The sequence below is a fragment of the Salinivibrio sp. PR6 genome, from assembly GCF_001995955.1.
GTDB classification, from domain to species: domain Bacteria; phylum Pseudomonadota; class Gammaproteobacteria; order Enterobacterales; family Vibrionaceae; genus Salinivibrio; species Salinivibrio siamensis.
Genome location: NZ_MUFA01000015.1, coordinates 37,930 through 64,742 on the forward strand (window position 1 = coordinate 37,930; position 26,813 = coordinate 64,742).

Annotated in this window: 26 protein-coding genes; 11 read left to right on the forward strand and 15 right to left on the reverse strand. The window is 50.1% G+C overall.

From position 1 onward, the window contains the following. Positions 1-8: 8 nt before the first annotated feature. The 3 genes from BZG72_RS12365 to BZG72_RS12375 are packed head-to-tail and all read right to left on the reverse strand — an operon-like array spanning position 9 to position 2,704. Entirely contained in the window at positions 9-803 is a 795-nt protein-coding gene (locus BZG72_RS12365) for an ABC transporter ATP-binding protein (protein WP_046075966.1), read from the reverse strand. Continuing rightward, positions 800-1,711, reverse strand: coding sequence for an ABC transporter permease (locus tag BZG72_RS12370; protein WP_046075965.1), 912 nt, complete (start codon positions 1,709-1,711; stop codon positions 800-802). The genes BZG72_RS12365 and BZG72_RS12370 overlap by 4 nt, the downstream gene beginning before the upstream one ends. Positions 1,712-1,735: 24 nt before the next feature. Further along, complete coding sequence (locus BZG72_RS12375; protein WP_077666911.1) at positions 1,736-2,704, reverse strand: ABC transporter substrate-binding protein; 969 nt, start codon at positions 2,702-2,704, stop codon at positions 1,736-1,738. Between the two features lie 506 nt (positions 2,705-3,210). Between BZG72_RS12375 and nhaD the strand changes: the two genes are divergently transcribed. Beyond that, positions 3,211-4,641 carry a sodium:proton antiporter NhaD gene (gene nhaD, locus BZG72_RS12380; protein ID WP_046075963.1) on the forward strand — a complete coding sequence of 477 codons (1,431 nt, stop codon included), beginning with the start codon at positions 3,211-3,213 and terminating at the stop codon, positions 4,639-4,641. Between the two features lie 110 nt (positions 4,642-4,751). Here nhaD and BZG72_RS12385 read toward each other — a convergent pair whose 3' ends face one another. From BZG72_RS12385 to BZG72_RS12400, 4 genes are read right to left on the reverse strand one after another with little or no spacing between them, the layout of a single operon-like run. Then, entirely contained in the window at positions 4,752-5,192 is a 441-nt protein-coding gene (locus tag BZG72_RS12385; RefSeq protein WP_046075962.1) for a universal stress protein, read from the reverse strand. A 21-nt stretch (positions 5,193-5,213) separates the two neighbouring features. Continuing rightward, positions 5,214-6,497: a TRAP transporter large permease gene (locus BZG72_RS12390; protein ID WP_077579285.1), complete on the reverse strand. Its 1,284-nt coding sequence runs from the start codon at positions 6,495-6,497 to the stop codon at positions 5,214-5,216. A gap of 16 nt (positions 6,498-6,513) precedes the next feature. Further along, positions 6,514-7,089, reverse strand: a complete 576-nt coding sequence (locus BZG72_RS12395) for a TRAP transporter small permease (protein WP_046075960.1) — start codon at positions 7,087-7,089, stop codon at positions 6,514-6,516. 56 nt (positions 7,090-7,145) lie between these two features. Further along, positions 7,146-8,171 carry a TRAP transporter substrate-binding protein gene (locus BZG72_RS12400; RefSeq protein WP_197075773.1) on the reverse strand — a complete coding sequence of 342 codons (1,026 nt, stop codon included), beginning with the start codon at positions 8,169-8,171 and terminating at the stop codon, positions 7,146-7,148. A 590-nt stretch (positions 8,172-8,761) separates the two neighbouring features. Here BZG72_RS12400 and ppiC point away from each other — a divergent pair. From ppiC to BZG72_RS12430, 6 genes are all read left to right on the forward strand, one after another. Then, on the forward strand, positions 8,762-9,043 hold the full coding sequence (ppiC, locus tag BZG72_RS12405; RefSeq protein ID WP_046075958.1) for a peptidylprolyl isomerase PpiC: 282 nt from the start codon (positions 8,762-8,764) through the stop codon (positions 9,041-9,043). A gap of 157 nt (positions 9,044-9,200) precedes the next feature. Beyond that, complete coding sequence (locus BZG72_RS12410; RefSeq protein WP_077666912.1) at positions 9,201-10,364, forward strand: GGDEF domain-containing protein; 1,164 nt, start codon at positions 9,201-9,203, stop codon at positions 10,362-10,364. 222 nt (positions 10,365-10,586) lie between these two features. Continuing rightward, positions 10,587-11,936: an alpha-amylase family protein gene (locus BZG72_RS12415; protein ID WP_077666913.1), complete on the forward strand. Its 1,350-nt coding sequence runs from the start codon at positions 10,587-10,589 to the stop codon at positions 11,934-11,936. A gap of 111 nt (positions 11,937-12,047) precedes the next feature. Then, positions 12,048-12,695 (forward strand): hypothetical protein, encoded by a 648-nt coding sequence (locus BZG72_RS12420; RefSeq protein WP_077666914.1) that lies wholly within the window; start codon positions 12,048-12,050, stop codon positions 12,693-12,695. Beyond that, entirely contained in the window at positions 12,692-13,450 is a 759-nt protein-coding gene (locus tag BZG72_RS12425; RefSeq protein ID WP_077666915.1) for a DUF3307 domain-containing protein, read from the forward strand. Before BZG72_RS12420 ends, BZG72_RS12425 begins: the two co-directional genes overlap by 4 nt. 204 nt (positions 13,451-13,654) lie before the next feature. Continuing rightward, positions 13,655-15,817, forward strand: coding sequence for a S9 family peptidase (locus tag BZG72_RS12430; protein ID WP_077666916.1), 2,163 nt, complete (start codon positions 13,655-13,657; stop codon positions 15,815-15,817). 69 nt (positions 15,818-15,886) lie between these two features. Here BZG72_RS12430 and BZG72_RS12435 read toward each other — a convergent pair whose 3' ends face one another. Genes BZG72_RS12435 through BZG72_RS12445 form a run of 3 tightly spaced genes read right to left on the reverse strand, consistent with a single transcriptional unit; the run spans position 15,887 to position 19,409 of the window. Then, positions 15,887-17,323 (reverse strand): MFS transporter, encoded by a 1,437-nt coding sequence (locus BZG72_RS12435; protein WP_077666917.1) that lies wholly within the window; start codon positions 17,321-17,323, stop codon positions 15,887-15,889. 1 nt (position 17,324) lies between these two features. Then, positions 17,325-18,593 carry a cytochrome P450, cyclodipeptide synthase-associated gene (locus tag BZG72_RS12440; RefSeq protein ID WP_077666918.1) on the reverse strand — a complete coding sequence of 423 codons (1,269 nt, stop codon included), beginning with the start codon at positions 18,591-18,593 and terminating at the stop codon, positions 17,325-17,327. Positions 18,594-18,614: 21 nt separating this feature from the next. Then, positions 18,615-19,409, reverse strand: a complete 795-nt coding sequence (locus BZG72_RS12445; RefSeq protein ID WP_077666919.1) for a tRNA-dependent cyclodipeptide synthase — start codon at positions 19,407-19,409, stop codon at positions 18,615-18,617. 131 nt (positions 19,410-19,540) lie between these two features. Here BZG72_RS12445 and BZG72_RS12450 point away from each other — a divergent pair, with 131 nt between their 5' ends. Continuing rightward, positions 19,541-20,407 carry an AraC family transcriptional regulator gene (locus BZG72_RS12450; protein WP_046075952.1) on the forward strand — a complete coding sequence of 289 codons (867 nt, stop codon included), beginning with the start codon at positions 19,541-19,543 and terminating at the stop codon, positions 20,405-20,407. 53 nt (positions 20,408-20,460) lie between these two features. Here BZG72_RS12450 and BZG72_RS12455 read toward each other — a convergent pair whose 3' ends face one another. Then, the gene (locus BZG72_RS12455) at positions 20,461-21,228 is read right to left on the reverse strand and encodes a siderophore-interacting protein (protein WP_077666925.1); all 768 of its coding nucleotides are present in this window, start codon (positions 21,226-21,228) and stop codon (positions 20,461-20,463) included. A 165-nt stretch (positions 21,229-21,393) separates the two neighbouring features. Between BZG72_RS12455 and BZG72_RS12460 the strand changes: the two genes are divergently transcribed. From BZG72_RS12460 to BZG72_RS12470, 3 genes are all read left to right on the forward strand, one after another. Then, complete coding sequence (locus BZG72_RS12460) at positions 21,394-21,777, forward strand: cytochrome b562 (protein WP_077638870.1); 384 nt, start codon at positions 21,394-21,396, stop codon at positions 21,775-21,777. Between the two features lie 38 nt (positions 21,778-21,815). Further along, the gene (locus BZG72_RS12465) at positions 21,816-22,547 is read left to right on the forward strand and encodes a lipoate--protein ligase family protein (RefSeq protein WP_077666920.1); all 732 of its coding nucleotides are present in this window, start codon (positions 21,816-21,818) and stop codon (positions 22,545-22,547) included. A gap of 65 nt (positions 22,548-22,612) precedes the next feature. Continuing rightward, positions 22,613-23,344, forward strand: a complete 732-nt coding sequence (locus tag BZG72_RS12470) for a glutamine amidotransferase-related protein (RefSeq protein WP_077666921.1) — start codon at positions 22,613-22,615, stop codon at positions 23,342-23,344. A 79-nt stretch (positions 23,345-23,423) separates the two neighbouring features. Here the strand turns inward: BZG72_RS12470 and pcp are convergent, their stop codons facing one another. The 4 genes from pcp to BZG72_RS12490 all read right to left on the reverse strand — a co-directional run bounded on the left by pcp (position 23,424) and on the right by BZG72_RS12490 (position 26,548). Next, positions 23,424-24,068, reverse strand: a complete 645-nt coding sequence (pcp, locus tag BZG72_RS12475) for a pyroglutamyl-peptidase I (RefSeq protein ID WP_077666922.1) — start codon at positions 24,066-24,068, stop codon at positions 23,424-23,426. Between the two features lie 74 nt (positions 24,069-24,142). Further along, positions 24,143-25,282, reverse strand: a complete 1,140-nt coding sequence (gene msrB / locus BZG72_RS12480; RefSeq protein WP_077666923.1) for a peptide-methionine (R)-S-oxide reductase MsrB — start codon at positions 25,280-25,282, stop codon at positions 24,143-24,145. Positions 25,283-25,402: 120 nt separating this feature from the next. Beyond that, a complete protein-coding gene (locus BZG72_RS12485) occupies positions 25,403-26,110 on the reverse strand; it encodes an LrgB family protein (protein ID WP_077480480.1) in 708 nt (235 codons plus the stop codon). Between the two features lie 6 nt (positions 26,111-26,116). After that, the gene (locus tag BZG72_RS12490) at positions 26,117-26,548 is read right to left on the reverse strand and encodes a CidA/LrgA family protein (protein WP_077666924.1); all 432 of its coding nucleotides are present in this window, start codon (positions 26,546-26,548) and stop codon (positions 26,117-26,119) included. Positions 26,549-26,813: the final 265 nt, after the last annotated feature.

Here is a 26,813-nt window from a genome sequence, read left to right on the forward strand (position 1 = left end):
AGGCTGAGTCAGCCGAGCAGCAAACTGTCGTCGGCAAGGGTTTCGCCACGGACTTTATTGAACATTTCCAGCAGATGCGGGACATCCATATTTTTGCGTTCATCACCGTGCACATCGAGAACAATATTGCCTTGGTGTAACATCACGGTGCGATCGCCACAGGCCAAGGCATCTTTCATTGAGTGAGTGACCATCATCGCCGTGAGGTTAAACTCATTGACGATGGTTTTGGTCAAATCAATCACGAATGCGGCCATACGTGGATCCAGCGCTGCGGTGTGTTCATCAAGCAGTAAGAGCTTACTGTCTGACAGTGTTGCCATGACCAAACTTACCGCCTGGCGTTGGCCCCCTGAAAGCAGGCCGATGCTGTCACCGAGCCTATCTTCTAACCCTAACCCCAAAATCGCAATGCGCTCTTGGAATAATTGACGCCGTTTACTGCCAAGCGCACGTGTCCAGCCCCGGCCTTTTCCACGCCGATAGGCTAGGGCTAAGTTTTCCTCAATGGTTAACGAGGCACACGTACCCGCGAGTGGATCTTGAAACACCCGAGCGGCGAGGGTGGCTCGTTGGTGAACGGCTTTTTTCGTCACATCGATGTCGTCAATCATGACCTGACCACCAATCATCGGGGTTTCACCTGTCACTGCACCCAACAAGGTCGACTTCCCCGCGCCATTGGAGCCAATGATGGTGACGAACTCTTTTTCAGGAATCGTGAGATTAACGCCTCGTAACGCGCGGTTCTCCAGCACGGTCCCAGGATTAAAGGTGACTTGAATGTTGTTGAGCGAGATCATCCTGACACCTCCGCCTGTTTCGCACGTTTTGACTTTTGATATTGCTGGCGCATTTTAGGCGCAATGAGCGCAACGGCAACCAGTACCGCGGTCACCAAGTTGAGATCAGAGGCTTGCAAGCCAAACATACCACTCGACAGCGCGAATGCGACGGCGAGACGATAGAGGATAGAGCCTAAAATAACCGCGATAACGGCTACCCAGACTTTACGCCCAGGGATGAGCGTTTGTCCCAATATCACCGCGGCGAGCCCCACCACAATGGTGCCGACGCCGGAGGTTACATCCGCAAAGCTATTGGTTTGCGCAAATAGTGCCCCCGCAAAGCCGACAAAGGCGTTGGATAGCGCAAGACCAAAGTAGGTATACATCGCGGTACTCCCACCTTGGGCTTTCACCATCCGTGCGTTGACCCCGGTGGCACGTAGCCCAAGACCGAAGTCACTGGCCAATAAGCGGATGACGAGGAGGCCACTAATAATCACTAATACGCCCACCACTAAGGGGCGAAGATAGGCTGGGGCAATCCCGAGTGATTCGAACGGGGTGAGGATGGTTTCTTCCCCGAGCAAAGCGATATTGGGGCGCCCCATGATACGGATGTTGATAGAGAAAGCGGCAATCATGGTCAAAATACTCGAGAGTAAATTGAGGATGCCGCATTTTACGGTCAAAAAAGCGGTGACGAGCCCAGTGATCCCCCCGGCCAAAATAGCCACTGCCGTCGCTAGCCATGGGTTATAGCCAGCGACGATCATGGTTGCTGCGACGGCAGCACCCATAGGGAAGCTGCCGTCAACGGTCAGATCAGGAAAATCCAAAACACGGAATGTCAGATAGACCCCGAGAGCGACCAAGCCATAGATCAGCCCAACCTCTAAGGTGCCGAAGAACGCAATTGCAGTCATTTACTACTCCAAGACTGATACAAACTAGTCTACGATGCGTGAGGCGCGATCTAAGATAGACGCAGGCACCTCGAGGCCGAGTTTCTTAGCCGCTGCGCGATTGACAGCAAGGTCTGACCCTTCCGCCACTTTAGCTGGCAATGATGAAATCGGTTTGCCTTCCAGCACTGCGGCAACATAATCTGCGGTTTGTACGCCAACCGAGTAGTAATCAAAGCCTAATGCCACCACGGCACCATTAGGGGTATAAGAGGTGGAGCCGCCGATGACGGGTTTGCCGGCTGAATTGGCCGCTGCCACTAAGCCATCAATGGCACTGGCGACTGTATTGTCTGTTGGGGCATAAATCACATCAGACTGTGTCGCAACGACTTGTGCGGCAGACTGGACGTCGGCACTTTTTAGTGCTGTCCCTTCGACCACTTTAATCCCATGCTGTTGCGCTGCTTCTTTGAGAAGTTCGACTAAGGTCACTGCGTTTGCTTCGCCCGGGTTGTACACCACGCCAATAGAGGAAAGGTTGGGTAAAAGTTCTTTGGCCAGTGCGACGTGTTGTGCCACAGGGGAAAGATCAGAAAGACCTGTCACATTGCCGCTAGGGGCATCCATGTTTTTGACCAGCTTAGCGCCGACAGGGTCGGTCACGGCGGTGAAAATCACTGGCACATCACGGGTAGCGGCCGCGAGTGCTTGTGCCGAGGGCGTCGCAATCCCGACAAGTACATCCGGCTGTTCGCCGACATACTGGCGAGCGATTTGTACCGCAATAGCGGGGTTACCTTGTGCAGTTTGATATTTAAAATCGAGATTCTCGCCCTGGGTATAACCCTTGGCAATTAGCCCATCCAATAGACCATTGCGGGCGGCGTCAAGTGCCGGGTGCTCCACAATCTGAGAGACGGCGACACGCGCCGTTTCAGCCAGGGCGGAGGTGGTCGTTCCCACTGACAGCGCAGCCGCGCAGATGATGGCCGCGAGTTTAGGTGCTTTCATAGTGACTCCCTTCTTCGAACTATGCATCCCAGCAAGATAGCAATGATGCGTTTGCGATGTTGTGTAAGTGTTATTTTTTGGTTTTTTCAATGAGGATGACTAAAATCATTCACTTTTTATTTAAATCTAGTCGATTTTTGCTGACTATGACAGCGATTACCAACTAGTAAGTTGATATTATTAATCTTGACAGTAACCCATGTCACCTCTTTTTTGCGGTTGAAACGCGCTTAGTAATAGACGTTAACGCCATATTTGTTAATATTATGTTCGCTTTTGTTCTGCGGTGACCTATCCGTGCAAAATAAACAATTGATACATTGCACGATTGCCACAGAGCACGCTTTTTAAACTGTCTTTTAATGGTGAGAAATGTGTCACCACGCCGAGGCGACGCGATTTGTCTCTATGGCGGGTGGTCGGTCAATAAACAGTCGGAAACAGGCTGATTAACACGACGTAATTGTCATATCACAAGTAAGGAAACAAAATTTGGAGGCTCAAGGATGAAGCGTTTGGTTGCGGCGTTGGCAATGGTATCGCCAACGGCTTTTGCCGCTACGACAGGAGAAGGGCTGGATTTAACTCAGTCTTGGGTGGGCTATGCGTCTTTGGCAATCTTTGCGGTTGCCTACAGCTTAGTGATGTTAGAAGAAAAGCTTCACTTGCGAAAATCGAAGCCTGTTTTGCTGGCGGCTGGCTTGATTTGGCTGCTCATTGGTTTTGCTTACTCTCAATGGGGCAATATGGCACCAGCGCATGCCGCGCTAGAGCACAATCTGTTGGAGTACGCCGAGCTATTGCTGTTCTTGTTGGTGGCCATGACCTATATCTCGGCGATGGAAGAACGGCGTTTATTCGATGGCTTGAAAGCGTGGATTTTGAGTAAAGGCTACGATTTGAGAAGCCTGTTTTGGATTACTGGGATCCTATCTTTCTTTATCTCGCCAGTGGCGGATAACCTTACCACTGCACTGTTGATGTGTACCATTGTGCTAAAAATTGGCGGTGATAACCCTCGGTTTATTAATCTGGCTTGTATCAACATTGTTGTGGCGGCAAACGCCGGCGGTGCATTTAGTCCCTTTGGCGACATCACCACCTTGATGGTGTGGCAGGCGGGTAAAGTGACCTTTGCCGAATTTGGGGCCTTGTTTATTCCGTCTGTGGTCAATTACGTGATCCCCGCCTTTATCATGTCGCTATTTATCCCACGTACACAACCGGATGTGATGCAAGAGCATGTCGAGCTCAAACGCGGCGCTCGCCGCATCATGGTCTTGTTCTTGCTCACTATCGCCACGGCGGTTGCTTTCCATGGCTTTATCCATTTCCCGCCGGTGATGGGGATGATGATGGGATTGGCTTACCTGCAGTTCTTTGGTTTTTATCTGCGCCGCACACTGCCGCGCTCGTTAGCGCGTAAACGTGCTATCGCTGAGGCGAAGAATGACGAAGCGGCATTACGTCGACTGGGGTCAGTGGTGCCTTTTGATGTCTTCCGCCGCATTTCCCATGCCGAGTGGGACACCTTACTTTTCTTCTATGGGGTCGTGATGTGTGTTGGCGGCCTTAGCTTGATTGGTTACTTATCGCTCGTCTCCAATGTGATGTATCTCGAGTGGAATCCTATTTGGGCGAATACACTGGTTGGGATTTTATCTGCGGTGGTGGATAACATTCCGGTCATGTTTGCGGTATTAACCATGAGCCCTGATATGTCGCACGGTAACTGGCTATTGGTGACGTTAACGGCGGGTGTTGGTGGTAGCTTGTTGTCGTTAGGCTCAGCGGCCGGGGTGGCCTTGATGGGACAAGCCCACGGCAAATACACCTTTTTTGGCCACCTAAAATGGGCACCGGTGATCATGCTCGGTTACCTTGCCTCTATCGGTGTTCATCTGGTACTGAATAGTCATTATTTCCACCTACAATAAAAGCGCTGCAAACAGTGATAAAAAAGGCCAGCATCTTTCGATACTGGCCTTTTTCTTGTTGTGATGATCGAGTGTGCGTTACAACGCGCGGAAAACGCCATCACGGGTGATTAAACCACCATAGTGGGACAATGTGCCCGCCCTGCCACACGATGGGAGACACTGCCGAGAAACATACCGTCTTTGTCTGAGTGGGTGCCATGCGCGCCCATCACAATCAAATCCACCTCTTTGCTTTTCGCAAACTTGATGATGGTTTTGGAAGGGCGCCCGCCTTTGACAAATCCGCGCACACTCTCGCCACCGTTTTCGACTGCATGTTGTTTGGCTTGCTCAACAATGTTGCGGGCGTATTCGCTCAGGGTCTGGTCTGGGATCTGCAACCGATCGGGGCGCACCATCGATAGTGATGCCTCAAACAAACTGTGATGTTTAAACACACACAATAAGTAGAGCTCAGCATGGGTGAGTTGTTGCAACTCAATCGCTTTATCTAACGCATTTAACGCAGAATATGAGCCATCGACGGCAACCAGTATTCGTTTAAACATCCAATCACTCCTGTTGTTTAGTTACCCAAACGCAATATCACGCAGGAATAACGCAATCTGAGGGAACATCACCAGTAACGCCGCTGACAGAAGCAGCATTGCAATAAATGGCCCCGTTCCACGGATAACTTCCCAATAGGGTTTTTTGAAAATCGCAATAGCGGTGAAAATATCACAGCCAAACGGAGGCGTTGCTGAGCCGATCGCCACTTGCAAGGTGATCACAATCCCGACGTGTACAGGATCAAGACTAGTGGCTTCTATCGCAGGTGCAAATATAGGCGTGAGCACCAAGATAACCACAATCGGGTCAACGAACATACAGGCGACAAAAAAGGCAATTGAAATGGAGGCCAATACGCCCATCGGGCCCATTTCACTTATCCCCACTGCCTCGAGAATGGTTTGCGGAATTTGCGCGAAAGAAATGATCCAAGAGAAGCCATTCCCGACACCGACAAGAATGAAGACCACAGCGGTAATTAAGCCAGTTGAACGCGCGATCGTGAACACATCTTTGCTGTTTAGTGAACGAAAGACACCAAATTCCAAGATCATCGCATAAAGCACACACACCGCGGCCGCTTCTGTGGGACTAAAGACACCGCCATAAATCCCACCCACGATAATCAGTGGGAACATCAGTGGCCATAAAGCTTTTCGTGTAGCGGTAATCCGTTCACTCCAGCTCGCTTTAGGCTCTGTCGGCACTTTGTGGACAGTGGCGTAATACAAGCAGTAGAGCGAGAAAAAGGTCAGAATCATTAACCCAGGACCAATCCCGGCAATAAATAGCTCGGCAATGGAGGTTTCTGAGATCACCCCGTAAATGATCATCCCGATGCTGGGTGGGATCAAAAAGGCGATATCACTGGAGTTGATGATCAACGCGAGCGAAAAAGAGTCGCTGTAGCCTGCGCGAAGCAGCTTTGGACGCAATGCCGAGCCAACCGCTACCACGGTTGCCTGCGTTGAACCAGACACGGCACCAAACAGAGTACAAGAGGTGGCGGTACTGATCGCCAACCCGCCGCGGATATGACCAATAAAGGTCATGACCATATCAATCAAGCGGTTAGCAGATTGCCCCCGCGTCATAATATCGGCGGCGAGAATAAACATAGGAACAGCAATCAGTGAGGCAGGACGGATCCCTCCCAGCACTTGCTGAATAAAAGTATCCATTTGACCAACGCCGCCAAACATCATGTAAAAACCGGTTAGCGCGGCAGCAATCAAAGGGACCATCATTGGAAAGCCAAGCACGAGCAAGACAATCATGATGAGCATTAACGTCATGGCCATAGTGGTAGGTGCCTATTTAAACTTCACTTTCTGTCTCAGCGTAACCATCGAGGACGCCAGCGGAGAGGTAAACATCGGGCGAGGTGAGATTTTTATAGACAGTCAACCAGTACTGAATGCCGGTGACGATAAAGCCGAGTGGTACCCAGATATAAATCCACCAAATCTCGAAGCCAAGTGCTGGCAAGATACGACCGCGGTCATAAACGGAGACAATATATTGATAAGAAAAATACGCCAACACCAGCATGATAAGGCCTGTGATCAGCGCAATGCTTGTCATTAAAATTTTTCTACCTTTGAAAGGCAGGGTGTCATACAGGGCAGACATACGGATGTGGCGACCATGACGCGCCGCGTAGCCAATCCCTGCAAAGGTGATTAAAACAATTAAAATGCGATTGATTTCGCCAGAAAAAAACAAGCCCTGCCCAAAGCCAAAGCGAGCAATGACATTGACACAGGTATTAAGGGCCATTAGGAGCACACCTGCGGCCAACATAAAGGACTCGATTTTACAAATCAGGGTATCCAGTTTGCCAAGGAGGCCGGGAAGCTCGGAGTGGTACGTGAGAGAGTCGGAATCGGTCATTACGTATTCCTCGAGTAAACAGGCACCGCATGACACGGTGCCTGAGTGATTAGCGACTAGTTAGTAACAGCGTCCAAGTCTTTCTTAAACTGGTTAAGAAGTGCTTTACCGCTTTCACCGGTCATTTCGTAGAAGGTTTCCTCTACCTGTGGCGCACGTGCTTTAAACTTCTCAATTTGCTCATCAGTCAAGCGTGTCACAGTGACTTCATCACTCGATGATTTGATTTTCTCGAGCGATTTTTCAGCCAAGCCGCGGATGTGTTCAACCGTTTCGTTGAACGCATAGTCAGCGGCATCGCGGATCATCGCTTGCTCGTCGGATGACAAGCCGTCAAAGAAGTCTTTATTTGCCATTGAGGCGGTGGTAAACCAGCCGTGGTGCGTAAAGATCAGGTTAGGTGACACTTCGTACAAACCGCCTGACTCAATCCAGAAAATCGGGTTTTCTTGACCTTGAATCATATTGGTTTGAAGTGCGCCGTATACTTCACCCCATGGTAATGGCGTTGGCGTCGCACCAAAGGCTTCATACGTTGATGAAAGCAGTGGGTTAGTCATGACGCGAATTTTCTTACCTTGAAGATCGGCAGGCTCAGTCACAGGCTCGTCCGCCGTCATCACCATTTCGCCTTCAGGATACATTTTGAGCAGCTCAAGGCCTTGCTCTTCATACAGCTCGGGGAAGTCTTCATTCACCGCTTTACTCTGACGGAAGAACTCAATCACGGTTTCCATATCCGTCGGCATCAGGTAAGGGATAAAAAAGATTTGTGCTTCTGGGATCAACGAACCGGTAAAGCCAGGTGATTGGTTTACAAACTGAAGGATACCTGCCTGCGTTTGTTCCATGATGTCGTCGGATTCACCGAGTTCACCGAAACGATAAATTTGCAGTGTGTGCTCAGAGTTCTCCTCAATATATTCTTTGAACTTATGTGCATAGACGTCTTGCACGTCACCTTCGTACTCCTCGTGGGCATAACGCCAAGTGTCGGCATTGGCCATGGCTGAGAAGCCTAACGCGGCGGCAACGCATGAAATTGCAGTCAATTGCTTAAGGTGGCTGTAAATGGACATCATGTCCCTCCGATATGTGGATTAGCTTTCACTCGTGGTTAACGAGAGTGTGATTGAGATCGGTTTCTCATCGAGTGAGGTGGCAGCAAGTGCCTGTCTCTCCTATACCCGTAAAAGCATCTGCCGATGTTTCTAAACAAATAGCAGATAATACAGACAGCTTAACCATCAGAGGTGTAAATATTAAAGTCAGATGAATATCAACGTGCCAGCAGTGTGATTTAGATCTCTTTTTGATACTTTTTATGACGATAAACGCGACGCTCCATAACGTGTTCTTTTGCATTAAAATGCGATCAAATCAGCGTTTTAAGGGGGGCTATTGCAATAGCGACGGATAGAAATCAAACGTGATTGAGCATGAGTAAACTCAATAGAGCTGGCATTAAAAAGGCTGGGAGAAGCCGCTTTTTTCTAGTTTATGCTTCCACCTCTAAGTAATCTGTGCTTGTTTTTCGCGCTAACCGTCATACTCGCCGACATCATTGCTTAGACTCCCTTCGCGCGCTTCGGCGCTGGTCGACGCACAATTCTTGTTATTCAGTTAAAGAAATCCGGTATACTGAGCGGCTTTAATTTCATGAGGCATCCCGATGGCCAAGAAAGCAGCAGCCCTTCACATACTGGTGAACGATAAGTCGCAAGCAACCTCTTTGCTTGATCAGCTTAAAAAAGGTGCAAACTTCCAAACGCTCGCGAAGAAGTACTCGCAATGCCCCTCGGGTAAGCGAGGCGGGGATTTAGGCGAATTTCGTCGCGGTGACATGGCACCCCCTTTCGATAAAGCCGTATTCAGTGGTGAGTTATTGCGCCCGCTTGGGCCGATAAAAACCAAATTCGGCTGGCACATTATCAAGGTCTTGTATCGCAACTAATCCTATCGCTCACGATCTATGGATAGCATCGGCGCGAGGACGCTGAAACTGTCATAAAGATTAACCGCCAGAAATTGAAGCCGCGCACATTGATTGGCGGTAAACGGCCACGGATTAAGTGGTAAAGTTAAAGCACGCCCTAATTAATGTATCTCTGATGTTTAAACTCGATGCACCGACACTGCTCATTACTCTGACTGCAATCCAATGGCTGCTAGCGGGTTTTCTATTAGTACAAAACCGCAAAGAACCAGGGATTAACGGATGGGCACTCTCGCTTTTTATTCATGGCTTTAGCAACCTATTCTTGTTTGCCCGTCCTCACCTTCACCCTTATTTAGGGATCGTTTTTTACAATGCCTGTGTGATGGTGGCATTTTCGTTCAGCCACTGGGCGTTGGGGCAAATTTTTGCGCGCGACGTACCGCGTTGGCAGTTGGTGCTACCTGTTATTCTGTCTGTTGTATCGATGTCGTCATACCTTGATGACATCGGGAGTCGTGTGGTTTACGCGAGCTTGATCGTCAGTTTGCAGTTAGGGCTAATGACACAAACCATCGCGAGTAGTACGAACACAGGGGGCCAGCGTTTAAAGCATTGGCTCATCATGGTGATGGGTGGATTCAGTGTTGCCTATGTAGGCAGGGCGACATTTGCACATCTCTATCCTGATCTATTTACGCAACTGCTGGGCACCTCGCTGTTACAAGCAGGGCTGATTTTGTCGGGCATCGCCTATAGCGTGATCAATACCCTGATTATCTTTCTTTATAAGCTGGAGCGCGTGCACGAGAAACTCCACCGCGAAGCGACTCGAGATAGCTTAACGGGGCTGTTTAATCGCCGCGCCTTTTTGGCAAGAGCGAAACGACGTGTTGATACCGCCGCTTTTCCAATCAGTGTGTTGATGATTGACTTGGATGATTTTAAAGCCATCAACGACTCATTCGGCCACTCGGTTGGCGATAAAGTACTGATCCATTGTGCTGACGTTTTCGAGCAAGTCATTGATGAAAAAGGTGTTGTTGGACGTTTGGGGGGAGAGGAGTTCGCGGTCGTCCTGCCTTACTGTGACAGTGCTAATGCGCAACAGTTATCTGCAGAATTGCTGAATGCTATTCAGAACAGTGGCTCAACGCTTGAAATGAGCTTGTCTGCCAGCATTGGAGTGACGACCACCACCGAGGTGCTCGATATTGATTGCTTGTTGGCGCAAGCGGATGATGCCCTTTATTGTGCCAAGCATGAAGGGAAAAACACATTTAAAGAGTACACCCCTACACGCCATTCCTTGAGCAAAGCTGGTTACGAACCAGCTTGAAGAGCCAAACCTATTTCGTCCCTCACTGTTTTGGCATCCGTTATACAGGCCAACGAGGGTTTCTTAATCCTCAGCGAAACACTGACTACGCCTTGCTTATCATCCTCATACAAGTGGCCAAAGGAGGAGGGCGGCATGCGTATAGCGCTTATAATTTTGACTTATTGAATAAGCCCCATAACGGCAACACACTCGATGCGCGAACGCGATGAGGAGAAAGACATGAACGGCTTGCAAGATCCCCAATCATCAGGAGCCAACGTTATCTTACATGCTTTTGATTGGAAGTATGCGGATGTTGCCCAAAGTGCCGCGGAGATCAGGGCGTTAGGGTATGGCTCGGTGCTCGTATCTCCCCCGATGAAAAGTGCGCAAGACGAACGCTGGTGGCTGAGATATCAACCTCAAGACTATCGTGTGATTGAAAATGCACTCGGTAACACCACGGACTTTAAAGCAATGGTTGAAGCGTTAAACCGTGTTGGTGTGCTTACTTACGTCGATGTGGTCTTCAATCATATGGCCAATGAAGCGCATGTTCGCAGCGACTTAAATTATCCCAGCCAAGCGGTGAGGGCGGCCTATCACGCGCACGAAGATCACTATCGTACACTGACCTTGTTTGGTGATTTATCCGAGCCACTCTTTACTGAGCATGACTTCGTCGACGCATTTGGGATACAAGATTGGAAAGATCGGTGGCAAGTACAAAACGGGCGTATTAGCGGCGGAGCGAGCGATCCGGGATTGCCAACACTGCGTGTATGTGATCATGTGATAGCGCAGCAACGCGCCTATCTTAAGGCGTTAAAAGCCATTGGCGTAAAAGGGTTTCGGATTGATGCGGCTAAGCACATGACACTAGAGCACCTCAAGCGCGTATGGACCGATGACATCACCCATGATGCGCATATTTTTGGAGAAATCATCACCGACGGTGGCGCGAGCAAAGCAGAGTATGAATTGTTTCTTGCTCCCTATTTACAACAGACGTGTTTGGGCGCTTACGATTTTCCGCTTTTCTCAACGCTCTACCATGTTTTTTCCAACCAGGGCAGCCTTAAATCATTGATTGACCCTTATTGCTTCGGGCAAGCCTTATCGAAAGGACGTGCAATCACTTTTGCCATTACCCATGACATTCCCAACAATGATGTATTCTTGGATTTGGTGATGGACGAAGCGAGCGAGTGGCTTGCTTACGCGTATATCTTGGGGCGTGATGGTGGCGTTCCCCTGATTTATACCGATCTTGATACCAGTGGCATCAAAGGAGTGAACGGCCAACCACGGTGGTTAAACGCGTGGCACGATCCAAAGATGGTGCAAATGATCGCCTTTCATAATTTAACCCATGGTGAGCCCATGAGCGTCTTGGAAGCGACCGATGATTGGCTGGTGATTCAACGGGGAGAGGCAGGCATATTGGTGTTAAATAAATCCCTGGAGCCGCAATCACTCTCAGTGACGCTAGAAAATGATTGGCGCGATATGCTCACGGGTATCACGGCCTCGAGTGGGCAGCGAATTGATGTTGCAGCCCAGTCGGCGATGATGCTCGTGCCGGCGTAACGACGAGGTCGCGCGATGCGGTCTCGCTTGTCCTTTTGCTATTTTTGGGTAAATTTGTACTTTTTGCCAAAAAAAGCTAAATTTGCCGGAGTTGGTTAACAGGGATAAGTGATGGCGACAGAAAGCAAGGCACCCATTGCGGTGATCAGTGGCGATCTGGTGGATTCAACCGCCTTAAATCGAGATGAGTATGAGCGAGTACTGGCGCAAATCAAAACCATACAAGCTCATATTTCACAAGCGCATTGCGCCAATCAGCACAGCATTATACGCGGTGATGAGTTTCAATCTGTGATCCATGATGTAGCGAACGCGCTTCACTATGTCGTGATGTATCGTGTCGCCATCAAAGCATTGGGAAAACCGTTTGATTGTCGCATCAGCTTTGCGATTGCCGAGCAAGCGGATTTGCGTGAGGCGGTGTCAGAGTCAATGGGACAGGCGTTTGTGTTATCTGGTCGTGGCTTAAAAGCAATGAAAAACCAGCGGCTGGCTTTTTTCTGCGCCAATACCGATCTTGAAGACAGATTTGCATTGCTGATCCGTTATCTTGACCGGCAACTCAGCGATGCGACATCTCGTCAATGCGAAATGATGTTGCCTTTATTACAGCGTGATCAACCACTTGCGTACGGCGAGTTAGCAGCCGCGCTTGGGGTCGCGAATGCAACCGTGAGTAAGTCCCTTAAAGCGGCGGGCTGGGAGCTTATCGAGGCATTGTTGGCCGAGTTTCAGCAAACTGTGGGGGCACACGTATGATGGCCTTCCTTTCTTTGCTGGTTCCCTTGTTACTGACCCACCTTATTTATGATTTCTATCTACAGCCTGCGAATTGGTGGGCGAAATCGACACCACGCGCACGAATACTGGATTGGGCGGTTGCACCGCTCCTCTACGGTTTATGTTTACTGGTGCCAGCGGTGTTTTGGACCCAGCACGTTTCGCCGCTATTGGGTGTATTGCTGGTTGGCATGATCACTAAGTGTGTGGTGGCAGTGTTTGATGGCCAACTCGTCGCGCAGTCATCACTGGCCCGTTTCACGGTGAGCCAAGGCATACACCTTTTGGTACTAGGGCTAATTGCCCTGAGTTTTGTGGCGCAGCCACCTTGGGTTGGACTGACCGAGATGCCTCTGTTTAGCGAACTCGTCGTAATTGGCACAGGCTATTTATTGATCTTAAAGCCGACATCAGTATTGATTGGTCACGTGTTACAGCGCTTTACGGTCACGTTGGACTCACCCTCTGATCATCAACACAATTATCATGGCCTCGTGGCTGCGGGGGCGTTGATTGGCTATTTAGAGCGTATTCTGATCCTGACCTTTACCTTGCTTGGCAGCTATACCGCTGTCGGTTTTGTGCTGGCAGCCAAGTCGATTTTCCGCTTTGGTGAGCTGACGCGTTCTGCCGATCGCAGCCTAACTGAATACGTTTTAATTGGTTCGTTATTGTCGGTAGTGATCACGACATTAGTGGGCGTTGTGATCACACAAAGCCTCACTTTGCTATAATTAGCCTTTTATGGCTAAAAGATAAGAATTAGCTGTTTTAGGCTTATAATACGGACTGGTATTAAGAAACGATGCGTCAGCCAATTGTTTGGCGAACGATAAAAAGAATATTGTTTATTGGAACTTGCTTAATACCCTCAGGTCAGTAAAGAGATGCTTGTTTGTTAAATTACTGTTATGGCTAAATAAACCTGAAGGAAAAGTATGTCCCGACACATTTTACTCACCGGAGCACTGGCGGTGTCCTTGCTCTCAGGGTGCAGTTTTCAAGGAGAGTCACACGTGAAAGCTTCCAGCCCAGGCGAACTGAGTGCGCCTGTCGCGAAAAAAATCCCTCATGAAATGACCATTCACGGCGACACGCGCGTGGATAACTACTATTGGATGCGTGATGATGCACGCCAAGATCCTGACGTGATCGCCCATCTTAATCAAGAAAACGCCTATGCCGATCAGGTGCTCGCGCACACTGAGCCAATGCAGGCCAAACTATTCGATGAAATCAAGGGGCGTATCGTCAAAGACGATGCCTCGGTCCCGGTCAAAAAAGGCAGTTATTTCTATTCCAGCGAAGTGGAAGGCGATAATGAATACCGCACTTACGTGCGTGCGAAAGACTTTGCCGGCACCGACAAAACGGTAATTTTGGATGTCAATGCGCTCGCGAAAGGGCATGAGTTTTACAGCATTGGCCAATTGAGCGTCAGCCCAAACGAAAACTTATTGGCCTATGGGGAAGATACCCTTAGCCGCCGCGTTTATACCATTCAAGTCAAAGACCTCACCACCGGTGAGTACCTCGATGATAAGATTGAAGGCGCCTCGAGCAGTATTGTGTGGCAGAACGACAACCAAGCCTTCTACTATATCAAAAAAGACCCGCAAACCTTGCTGGGGTATCAGGTGTATCGCCACCGTTTGGGCACCCCGCAATCCGCTGATGCGTTAATTTACGAAGAAACGGATACCAGCTACTACACCGGCTTGAGCAAAAGCAAAGACGGTGAGCAAATCTTTATTTGGCACGCTAGCACTGAAACCAGCGGCGTATCGCTCGTGGATGCCAATGATCCAAATGCCACCGCCGAAGCATTTTATCCGCGAGAAACTGGCATCGAATATGAAGTGGCAAAGCGTGGTGAGTGGTATTACATCTATACCAACTATCAAGCGGTGAACTTTCGCTTGATGAAGGTACACCAAAGCGAGCGTGACGATCGTAGCCAATGGCAAGATGTGATCGCGCCAAACGATAAGGTGCAGTTGGTTGATTTTACGCTATTTGATAACCACTTGGTCTATGAGCAGCGCGAAAATGGCTTGCCGCGTACTACGGTGCGCAACCTCACCACTGGGGAGGAATATCAGCTTACGTTTAATGACTCGGCCTATGCGTCTTACCTGACCGGCAATGCAGAAATGGACAACTCTGCGGTGCGCGTGTATTACACCAGCTTGACCACGCCGGGCACGTATTATGAGTTTGACTTGGCGTCGGGCGAGCGTGACATGCTCAAACAAAACCAAGTGCTGGGCGATTTCAACCCAGACAACTACCAATCCGAGCGGTTGATGATCACCGCACGCGATGGCGCGCAAGTGCCTGTGTCTTTGGTGTACCGTAAAGATCGCTTCAAAAAAGACGGCACCAATCCACTCTATCAATACGGCTATGGCTCGTACGGCGCGACCATGGAGCCCATGTTCTCTACCACGCGGTTAACCCTGCTAGATCGCGGTTTTGTCTTTGCTATAGCCCATATTCGTGGCTCTGAAATGCTAGGTCGCCCTTGGTATGACGATGGTAAAAAGCTTACCAAAAAGAATACCTTTAACGACTTTATTGATGTGACCAAAGCGCTGACTGCGCAAGGCTATGGCGATAAAGACAAGGTGTTTGCGGTCGGCGGCTCAGCAGGTGGCTTGTTAATGGGGGCGATCATCAACCAAGCGCCAGAGCTTTATTTAGGGGTGGCCGCGCATGTGCCGTTTGTCGATATCGTCACCACCATGTTGGATGAGTCGATTCCATTGACCACCAACGAGTATGACGAGTGGGGCAACCCGAATGACAAAACCTACTATGAGTACATGCTCAGCTATTCACCATATGACAACGTCAGCGCGCAAGATTATCCCAACTTGTTGGTCACCACAGGCCTGCATGACTCACAAGTGCAGTACTTTGAACCAATGAAATGGGTCGCGAAACTACGTGAGTTCAAAACCGACAACCATACGTTGGTGTTTAAAACCGATATGGAAGCCGGCCACGGCGGCGCGTCGGGGCGCTTTAAGCGGATTAAAGAAGATGCATTGGAATATGCTTTCTTCTTCGACTTGCTCGACAAGCAGGATGAACAATAGCTTGCCTTAGAGTGTACTGACTTATGGTTGAGGTATGAGCCTCAACCATAATGATTGGCGTGTGGCAGTTTATGATATAGCTTTGGTTTTTAGTTCCTCTTTCATGAGCCGTACTGATGGTATTGCACATAATAACGTGACTAGGGTTAAGCCCATCAGTACCGGTTGAAATGATGCCGAGTGTGCGCCCTGCACATACAGTATCGCGACCATCGCCGGTCCGACAGAGGCACCCAGCAAGGTCAGGATCCGCGATAACGCACTGGCATCCGGGGTTTGTGTGGGTTCCAAGTCATGATAGGCATGCGACATCCCCAACAAGGTCAACAACCCAATCCCGGCCCCACGCAGAACCATGGTCAACGCGATGAGGGGATCGCTTCCCTGAATGTCCGGCCACAGAAACGGCACGGTTCCCAGGACAGCAAGGCCGCAGCCCAGCAACGCGGTATTCCCGACGCCAAGCCGCTCACACAGGGTTTTCAGGTAGGGACGGGAAATCAACGCCCCGAGGCCATGTGCGCCGACCCATACACTGGCCAGCCATTCACTGTGTCCAAATCCCTGAATAAACATCAGGGGCAGCGCAAACAGCCCACCGTAAAAACTGATACTTGAAAGAAACAGCAGCCCCACCGAAGCACGAAAGGATCCCACGCTAAAAACCTTTAACCGGATCAGCGACTGCTCGCCACGTTTTCGTGTGTGCCGTACAAACAGGAACAGTAAGCAGGCACCGATTAAAGATGCTCCCGTAGTTTCAAGCCAGCGTCCTCCTCCCTGGTGGCCCAGATCAGACAAGGATGACAGGCTGTACATCAACAAGATCAGTGCCGGCGCGAGCACCATAAACCCAAGTCCGTCAAACCGGTTGTTCGCCTGTGAAGGTGCGCCAGGCTGCCGCGCTTGCTGCAGATCATCTTTGGCGATCATCATCCAGCCCAGCACAGTGGCCACCAGCCCAATCGGCAGGTTAATATAGAAAATCATCCGCCAGTCGCCGATATGAAGGAGGTATCCCGCCAGAAGCGGCCCGGCAATCGGGGCCAGGACCGTCGGCACCGCCATCGTCGCCATCGCCGTTTTCAGCAGCGGTTTACCCACGGTATGGACCAAAACGGTCTGCATTACGGTCATCAGGATCCCGGCCCCAACCCCCTGTACAGCACGGCTCACCAGCAGCCAGTTGATTGTTGGCGAGACTGAACACAACCCGGAGCCTAAAGTGAAAATCACCAGCCCGGTGATCCAGAATGTTTTCGCCCCCCACTGCCGGGTTGCCCAGGCACACACCGTCACCGTCACGGCAGCAACCAGGGTATACAGCACAGAAACCCACTGTATTTGGGTGACAGACGCTGAAAGGCTGGCTGACAGATCTGGCAGCGCCACCCCCAGAATCGTGGCATCGATCAGCGGTAAACAAACCCCGAAGATCAAACTGACGATGACCCAACGCTGCGCTTTGCTGAACACAATGTTTTCAGTATCGTTCGCATTTTTCATACTATGCCTCCATTGCCATCAGCCGTTGTGCTGTATCGCCCTGATGATTCACTTGTGACGAAGGCGTGAAAGATAACACCAGACTCTCCGGGCCGCGGGTATAGAGTCCCGTTTCCAGATAGGTTTCCGGGCGCTCCATTCGCATATCCCGGAGAGAATCGAAAATGATATTCGCCGTGACTTCCAGCTGGAGTAAAGAGAAGGCCGCGCCGAGACACATATGCATCCCACCGCCAAATGCGAGGTGCCTTTTCTTCTTGCCGGCATCGCCTTGCACCGTATTCTTACGGCGCTCCAGATTAAACTGCGCCGGCTGCGGAAAAACATTTGGATCCCGATTTGCAGCGCCAATCATGCAATAGACATAAGCACCTTTCGGGATCGGGATCCCTGAGATACAAACATCTTCACTTACCTCCCGTGGAATTAACTGCACCGGCGACGTCAGCCGCAACGTTTCCTCTAGCGCATCACGGATCAAACGGCGATCGTTCACGACCTCATCCAAAGCGCCGGGCTCGGACAACAGATGCTTGATCATCATTGCCAGGGTTTTGTCCGCCGGCTCGGTCGCTGCTAACAGGATATTCAGACACAACGCTGTGATTTCAGGAGTCGACATATTTAATGCAGGCTCGGCATTACCGCATAGCATAGAAATGAAATCATTCTGCGGCCGTTGACGACGACTTTCCACCAAGGGGGTGATCAATGAAATCAATTGCTTGCTACAATCTAGGCTATGTGTTTTCTGTTGCTCAGTCTGATCAAAGTGGGTAATAAATTCGGCAACCCCTTTGTGCCAGTCGGCAATATCCCGATAGTTCTCCGTCGGCAGTCCCAAAATACCCAGCGTCACCAAGACGGCATAATCCCGGCCGAAGTCATTCACCAAGTCGATTTTTCCACGGGAGAGAAAGGGGGCCAGTAAGTCATGGGTGATCTGTTGAATCATGGGTTCGTACTGATTGACGAAATAATCCTTTGCCAGACCGCGCATGACCAGTTTGCGCTTGGCTGCATGCTCTTCACCTTCCATCTGCGCGAGGACACGATCTCCCATCACCGGCTCCGCCCTGACCATCAACGGTTTGGTGGTAAATACCGAAGATTTCAGAATCGCATCAACATCATCGTATTTCCCCACAAAGTAACTCTGATTGGCTTCATCCACATAGATTAAATCCTGTTGATGCAGCGTTTCATAAAAGGGGTATGGATTGGTGAAAAAGTTTGAATCATGGATACTTAACGAGGCTAGCTTTGACATTGTAAGAGGTCCTTCTTGGTCTTATACTCGCTGTTCTGATGCTGACGTGAGAGTAACGATCCCGTAGCTTTGATTTTTTGTCACCTGAATGGGGTAGTGGCCGTGATATAGCCCTTTGCCGATAGGCCACGGGCGATGGTAAAGCAGTGTCGACAGATTCACGTCGAGCAAGGAAGGGGTGTCCAGGAAAAATGGTAGCTCCGCGAAAATATACGGCAGTGCTTTTTGTATCAATTCAGGATCAACATCTTTTTGGCATTGCCCGGTTCCTTTGAGTCGCCCTTTTACAGCCTGGTAGGACATATTCAGGCAGTCTTTCCGGAACCGCGAACATGACTCAAACGCATTCTCAACGGAAGATCTGATTTTCTGATAACGAGGGTGATCCGCATAATGATTAAACTGGATCACTTGAATACCCCTTCCCTCAAAACTTGGGCCCGATAGTACTGCCGCCAGATGGTTTTTATGACGTCGCAGCTCCCGATCCGTTTTCTTGATGGCTTTCTTTTCTTCCATGCCCGTTGCTTTCAACAGACGAGACGCTTCCTCAACACAAGGCAGCAACAAATCGATATGCTCAAAATGCGCTGCCGCCCATGTCACCAAAGCGGTGACATAGGCTTTTGAGAAACGGGAATTAAACGGGTTGATCCCTACCAGCGCATGATCGCGCTGGTCAATAATGACATTGCAGTGTGACGTTTGACCGGTAACATCAAAGGACGCTTTCAATATGTTCTCACCCGGAAATGAACATACAGGTGGCAATGGGCACGCCTTGTTCGCTGAAGTTGAAATAGATAACTGACTCATGTCTCACTCATGTAATTGTTTATAATAGAAAAGTGTATTTTGCTTGCATGATCGGAGCTCGATGACTCGCCATGTCTATATTCTCGAGTTACTATCTATACTAGGAATGGAACTGGGTGAATTTCGTATATATGGCAAAAAGTATCGAGAATCAGTCAATCCGCCATGATCCGTCCATGGAGCCCATGACGCATCTGGGTTTGAACGAACAAACGCCGATCCGGGCTATCGCCAAACAGGTCGTTGAGCGGGCGGACGTCGAGCTCCATCACCATCCCTGGGGACAAATGGTGTTCTCTGATACTGGCGTCGTACAGGTCAAAACCCCGCAGGTTGCGTACTTGGTGCCGCCGCAACATGCAGTCTGGATCCCCCCTGGTGTTGCCCATGACTCCTCACTACTTGAAAAGGCAGAAATATTCTCGGTCTATATGTTCCAAACTAATTGTTACTTTCACGGCGAAACATGGCGTAAAGAGTGGGGAGTCTGTCGCTGTTTTCAGGTCAGTACTTTGCTCAGTGAATTAGTCAGGCGTATTGCAACTCAGACGACCGAAAAGATCGGAGAGCAGACATACAGTGCAATGTGCACACTCATAAGCTCAGAAGTGAGGCAAGCTAAAAAAGTCGCTCTTGGCCTACCTATGCCGGAAGATAAACGGTTGCGACATTTATGCGACTTATTTATTCAGTCACCATTACAAACGACAACACTGTCTGCCCTCGCGGGTCAAGTAGGCGCAAGTGAGAGCACGGTTGCGAGGCTATTTAGACAGGAATTACAAATGACGTTTAGGCAGTGGAAACATCAAGCTCTTTTGTCGAAGGCTATCGATATGGCGGCGATGAGAGTGCCAACGGGTATCATAGCCCAAGAGCTGGGCTATGCGACTCATAGTGCGTTTTCTTATATGGTAACGTCTTTGGTTGGTAAGCCACCTAAAGCATTTTTATATCAAGATAAAAATGACGATAGTACGCCTAAAATGAACAAGTAGCGTGTTTTACCATTCTTTTACAAGACCTTAGTTTTAAAAGTGAGGGTCTCGATTTAACATTGTCTCTCCGCATCTTCGCGCTTGATCACTTTGTGGCCTTCTTCGGTCACGCCATTTTTCCAATAGCTGCTGATGTAGATAAACTCACGCTCGACGTCATGGTCATTGCGGAAATATTGGCGCAGCGCGCGCATACTTTCAAATTCACAGGCACACCACACGGACACTTGCCCCGCTAACCAAGGCTGTGCTTTTACCGTTTCGGCCAATGTCGGTGTGGTTAGCCAAATAATCTCCATGCCAGCGGGAGCGTCGAGTGGTTGGGCATCTTCCTCGGCATCGAGCTGAACCACCGCATAGCCTTTGGCATCGCGAGGCAAGGTTTTGATCTTGGCTGATAGCGCGGGCAACGCGGTCATATCGGCAACCATAAAGAACCAATCCGCATCTTGATTAATCGGCGCAATCGTCCCAGGGCCGGCAATGTTAATGGTATCACCTACTTGGGCATTCAGTGCCCAGCGCGCGGCAAAGCCACAGTCGGCTTGCTCGATTTGATGGCGAACCATATCCACTTCAATTTGCTGCTGGTCAGGCATAAAGCGGCGAATGGTGTAAGTGCGCATCACAGGGCGCTCGCCTTCTGCTAATCCGCTCAGATCTGTGCTTCCCGCTTTATCAAACAGCAGCTTGATATAGCCGCCTTCACACTCCGCTGGGAAGCCCGCGAAGGCGTCGCTTTGTAAGGTCAAGCGTTGCATATTAGGTGTGACGGTTTGGGTATCGATAACGTGAGTGAGGTGATAGTTTGGCTGTTTCATATTATCTAACTTAAAATCATTATCATTTACAACTATCATACCATCAGGATATGGAATGTGTAAGTGCTTTACATTGGTTTACGCTTCTTCGCTGGGCAAGACCGTGAGAAATGGGTAAGATGACGGCACAATATTATTACTAAAAAACAATTAGATGGAGCAAAAATGAAGAAAGTCATACTCACGGGCGCGGTGGCGGTGCTGCTGTCGTTGAACGTCTCGGCCTCTGAGCTCAAGCCGATCATGAAAGAAATGAAAATGACCTTTAAAGAGGCGGCGAGCGCACAAAGTATCGAAGCCATGCAAGCGCCGGTTGCGAAACTAGAAACCTTGGTCGCGAAAGCCAAAGCAGGTAGCTACCCACCGGAAAAAGCGGATATCTTTATGGAAGGGTTCGATAAATTGGCGGTGACCTTGGATAAGATTGATACGGCACTGAGCGAAGGCGATCTCGACCAAGCAAAACAAGGGATGCGCCAAATCGATGCCTTGCGTGAAGAGTACCACGACAAACGCAACCCAAGCATTTGGCAGCGTTTGTTCGGTTAATAGCCGAATAATAGGAATATAACGATAGCGAGTGCACGATGGCGACTCAAAAAACGATTTTGCGTTATCGCTCGCTGTCGGTGGCGTCTGCATTTGAGAAAGAGCAGGCGCTGATCCGCCGGATAGAGCAGGGCGAACTCAACGAGGCATTACTGCTTTGGCAGCCTGATGCGCAAACCTTGGTACTGCCGGCGGGCCAAAAATGGCCACAAACCCCTGAGTTGCGCCGCGCGTTATCAGCGTTAGGTTGGCAAGTGCATAACCGCCAAACAGGTGGGGCGCCGGTACCTCAACTGCCAGGGGTGATTAACGTGTCTTATCTGACGGTGTGGCCTGCTAACACGCCTTATCATATCCAGACGGCTTATCAGTATTTTTGCACCATTTTACAGTCTTTTTTCCATCAGTTAGGCATTGTGACGACGGTGGGCGACACGCCCGGTTCGTATTGTGATGGTGACTACAACCTCAATATTGCCGGCAAAAAAGTGGTGGGAACCGCCCAGCGTATCCTGCGCTTAGGTGCGGGCGATGCCAAACAAACGGTGATGCTGGCGCAAGCGTGTTTGCTGATTGATGCGGATTGCCAACATATTGTTGCCCCTGTATCGCTGTGTAATCAGCTTTGTGGTCACGTCGATCGCATTGAGGCCGAGGTGCATACTCCATTAGCCGCGCACCTAGATGAACTGCCGGCAACCGAGCAGCTGTTTCAGTTGCTGACTCAAGCGTTTGTGGCGCGCCCGCCACTCGAGGTTGGCAAGGCTTGAGGCCGACGCTCAATATAGTATGCTTAGCCGCAATCGTGCGTAAAACAAATCCCAAGGAGTGAGGAATGCGCGTCCATCTTGTTATTCACGAGGCGTTTGAAGGCCCAGGTGCCATTTTAGATTGGTGTGACGAGCGTGCCTATCATGTGACCACCAGTCATTTGTATCGGGGCGAGAAGTTGCCAGAAAGTGGTGAAGGCATTGATCTGCTGGTGGTACTCGGTGGGCCGCAAAGTCCAGATACGCCACAGTCAGAGTGTCCGCATTTTGATAGTCAGCGCGAGCAAGCGTTGATTAAGCAGTGTATCGAGCAAGGCAGTGCGGTATTAGGGATTTGCCTCGGCGCGCAACTGATTGGTGAAGCCTTGGGCGCACCGTATCAGAAAAGTCCTGAGCCCGAGATTGGCTACTTCCCCATCCAGTTAAGCGAAGATGGCCATATCGACGAGCATATCCCGCACTTTGCGCCGCAAGAAATTGTGGGCCATTGGCACAATGATATGCCGGGGCTGACACCAAATAGTCGTGTACTGGCCAGTAGCGAAGGCTGTCCGCGACAGATCGTGAAGTACGGACCGAGGGTGTATGGTTTTCAATGCCACCTTGAATTGACGCCGCTGGCGGTTGAAGGCTTACTGCACGCCGCCTATCCAGAGGGCGAGGCCGCTAACAAGCGCTTTATTCAAGACCCTGCCTCCATTCGCGCCTTTGATACGGCACCGATGAATGCGCACTTGTTTGCCTTTCTCGATAGCGTGCTAACCGACAACGATCTTGTCACTGAATGGCTGTTTTAAGCGACTGGGTTAGGAGCACGGTAATCGCAACTGTGCTCCGTCTTCGAGGCGCTATCGTCCGAGCGCCATCTATCTTGCGTTAGTGCAACATACCTTCACACACGGTGGTGACATCGTCATCCAATAAACTCAACTCAATGGCTATCTTCATCGCCGCCACCACATCACCCACTGGCATGCTCGGGGCGCGATGCTTACACGCTTGTGCTGGGCTGTAGGGAATATGGATAAAGCCGGCGCGTACCTCAGTATGATGAGCCAGCGCATGCATCAAGCCATAAAACACGTGATTACACACAAAGGTGCCTGCGGTATAAGAAATACTGGCAGGGTGATGCGCTTCGTTTAACGCGTTCACTAAACGGTTGAGCGGCAAGGTAGAGAAATAGGCATTGGGCCCAGATGACACCACCGGCGTGCCATGTGGCTGCTTACCGGCGTTGTCGGGAATAGGCGCATCTTGATAATTGATCGCTACCTTCTCCAAGCTTATCTCAGCGCGACCACCGGCTTGGCCAAGGGCGATCACCATCACCGGACTGAGCGATTCCAACGCGCTATGTAACGTTGGTAAGCTGTCGTCAAAGATGCAGGGCAGCCGCACGGCTTTAACGATGCACTCCTCATTAGGCTGCCAGCCTTCTAATGCGTTTGCCACTTGCCAAGACGGGTTGTCACTCTCGCCGCCGAAAGGTTCAAATCCAGTGATCAATATCGTGTGCATCCAATGCCTCGCGTAAAAAAGCGGTAGAGCTTTACTCTACCGCAGGTTTACAAGCCAATCACGCACTGGTTGCGTTATTCAAACAGATAAAGATAATCCTCATAACCCGCCTCGGCCATTTTATCGACCGGCACAAAGCGCATCGCGGCTGAGTTCATGCAATAGCGCAAGCCGGTGGGGGCGGGGCCATCTTCAAACACATGGCCAAGGTGCGAATCGGCAACCTTGCTACGAACCTCGGTGCGCGTGTAGAACAGGGAGTTATCCGGCTTGGTAACCACATACTGCTCATTGATGGGCTGTGTGAAGCTCGGCCAGCCGGTACCGGATTTGTACTTATGGGTGGAGGAGAACAGCGGCTCACCCGAAACAATATCTACATAAATCCCGGCTTGCTTGTTGTCCCAATATCGATTGCGGAACGCGGGTTCAGTGCCGTCTTCTTGCGTGACTTCGTATTCAATATCTGACAACATCGCGCGAATTTTTTCATCCGAGGGGCGCGAGTAGCGGGTGTTCGTTGCTGTCATCTCTTCCGCTTTTTGCGCATCAATCATTTCTCGCAAGGTGACCGGATTGTCTTTGCGATCGTCACCAAAAATCTCGTCCAGATATTGGTCGCGCCCTGATGCATAGCGGTAGTAGCTATAGCGAATGCTGTGGTTTTTGTAGTAATCCTGATGATAGCTTTCTGCTGGCCAGAATTTCTCGAACGGGATCAGCTCGGTTTTCAGCGGCTTTTTGAACACGCCTAACGCTTCAATTTCCGCCATAAAATCCGCGGCAATTTGTTTTTGTGTTTCAGAGCGATAAAAGATCGCGGGACGATATTGCGGGCCACGGTCAACGAACGAGCCTTGGTCATCGGTGGGGTCGATATGACGGAAAAACTGATCGAGCACCTGTTCGTAATCCACGACTTTTGGATCATAGGTGACATCAATCACCTCAATGTGGCCACTGGTGCCGGACGAAACCTCTTTATAGGTGGGATTTTCAAGCTCACCGCCTGAGTAGCCAGATACCACATCAATCACGCCGTCGAGTTTTTCAAGATCAGCTTCCGTACACCAAAAGCAGCCGCCAGCAAGAGTCGCTTTTTGGTAGCCTTGGTCTGTGGTGGCGGTATCTTTCACCGCCGCATAACTTGCTATCGATAGCAAACTGAACGCTGTAAACGCGATAACGCGCCACATTGATTTGTGCTGTTTCATGATCGCCTCGTTATTGGGGTTGGTGAGGATAAAGACCTGCGCGCTAAGCAGAAACTTTCATCCTCTCCCACTTTTCTGTTGTTACAGATAACGTAGCGCAGAAAAGCCCTTAGCGATCACCTACCAAAGCAGCTGACCCAACACTGGGGCAAGCAACACAGTGACCATGCCAGCAATCATCATTACCACACTCGACACCACCCCTTCGGCATGGCCTATCTGATAGGCTTTAGCGGTGCCCGCTCCGTGTGCTGACGCCCCCAAACTTGCGCCGCGGCCTAAGCGCGAGCGAATCGCAATCACGGTCAAAATACTTTCACCAATCGCCATGCCAATCACCCCAGTGAGAACCACAAACAGGGCGGTGAGATCGCTTTGCCCGCCAATCGCTTTGGTGGCTTCTACAGCAAAAGGGGTGGTGATTGAGCGCATCGCCAAACTGCGTTGCAGCAGTTCAGATAGCTCAAACACCCGCGCTAGCACCACGGTACTGGTAATGGCGACCAGCACAGACACTGTGACGCCTATCGATAGTGACAACCAATGGCGGCGGATGAGCGCGCGGTTATCATACACGGGGATCGCAAACGCTACAGTCGCCGGGCCCAGCAGCCACAGCAGCCAGTACGATTGCGCCATGTAGTCTTGATACGGGATATTAAACCCAACCACCACCGCCACAATCAGCAAGGGCGCGAGCAACAATGGCATTACCAGAATGGAGGGGTGACGGCGATACAGCCATTTGCTCATGTAATAAAAGCCAAGGGTCATTAAAAAGCAAGTAACGCTTAATAACGAGGCGTGAAGCCAAGCAGGTAAAGACATCATGGCTTAGCACTCCGGTTTTAGATCAGGATGATGCGTGTGATGATGATTACTGCGGCGGCGGGCCATTTTAACCTCAAAACGATACACCTTATCGACCACCCAAGCGGTTGATGCAATTACCATCGCGGTACTTAAAATCAGTACAACCATGATCTTACCGCCTTCTTGCAGCAATAAATCTTGGTAGTTGACCACCGCCACTACCGCCGGCACAAAAAACAGCAACATCTCGGCTAACAGCCACGCTGCCCCGCGACGTAACCAATCGGCACGGACAATTTTCAACATTAATGCACCTAACAACAGCAACATACCGGTGAGGTTGGCCGGTAGTGGAATAGCAAAGGTTGTGACCAACCAATCAGACAAAAACCAAATGCCTGCTAAGACAAAGACTTGCAGTAAGGTAAGTAAGGTGTTTTTAATCAATTGCATCGAAGGCGTGCCAAGAATCTGTGAGATGGCTCATAGTTTACGTCTTGGCAGAGAGTGAATAAAGTGACTTTTTTTTATTTAAACTATGCCAAAATGGCATGATTTGTTGAGCGATAAAGCTGCGTTAGCGACGACCCAGTCCCGTGAGGAATCAGTTTTTCGTCATACATGCCTGGCAATAAAAGTGAAACTATGTTTTCATATAACTCCTTAAAAATAATTTATAGTTTCATTTTTATGGGCAGTCCGTCATGTTGTCTTTGAC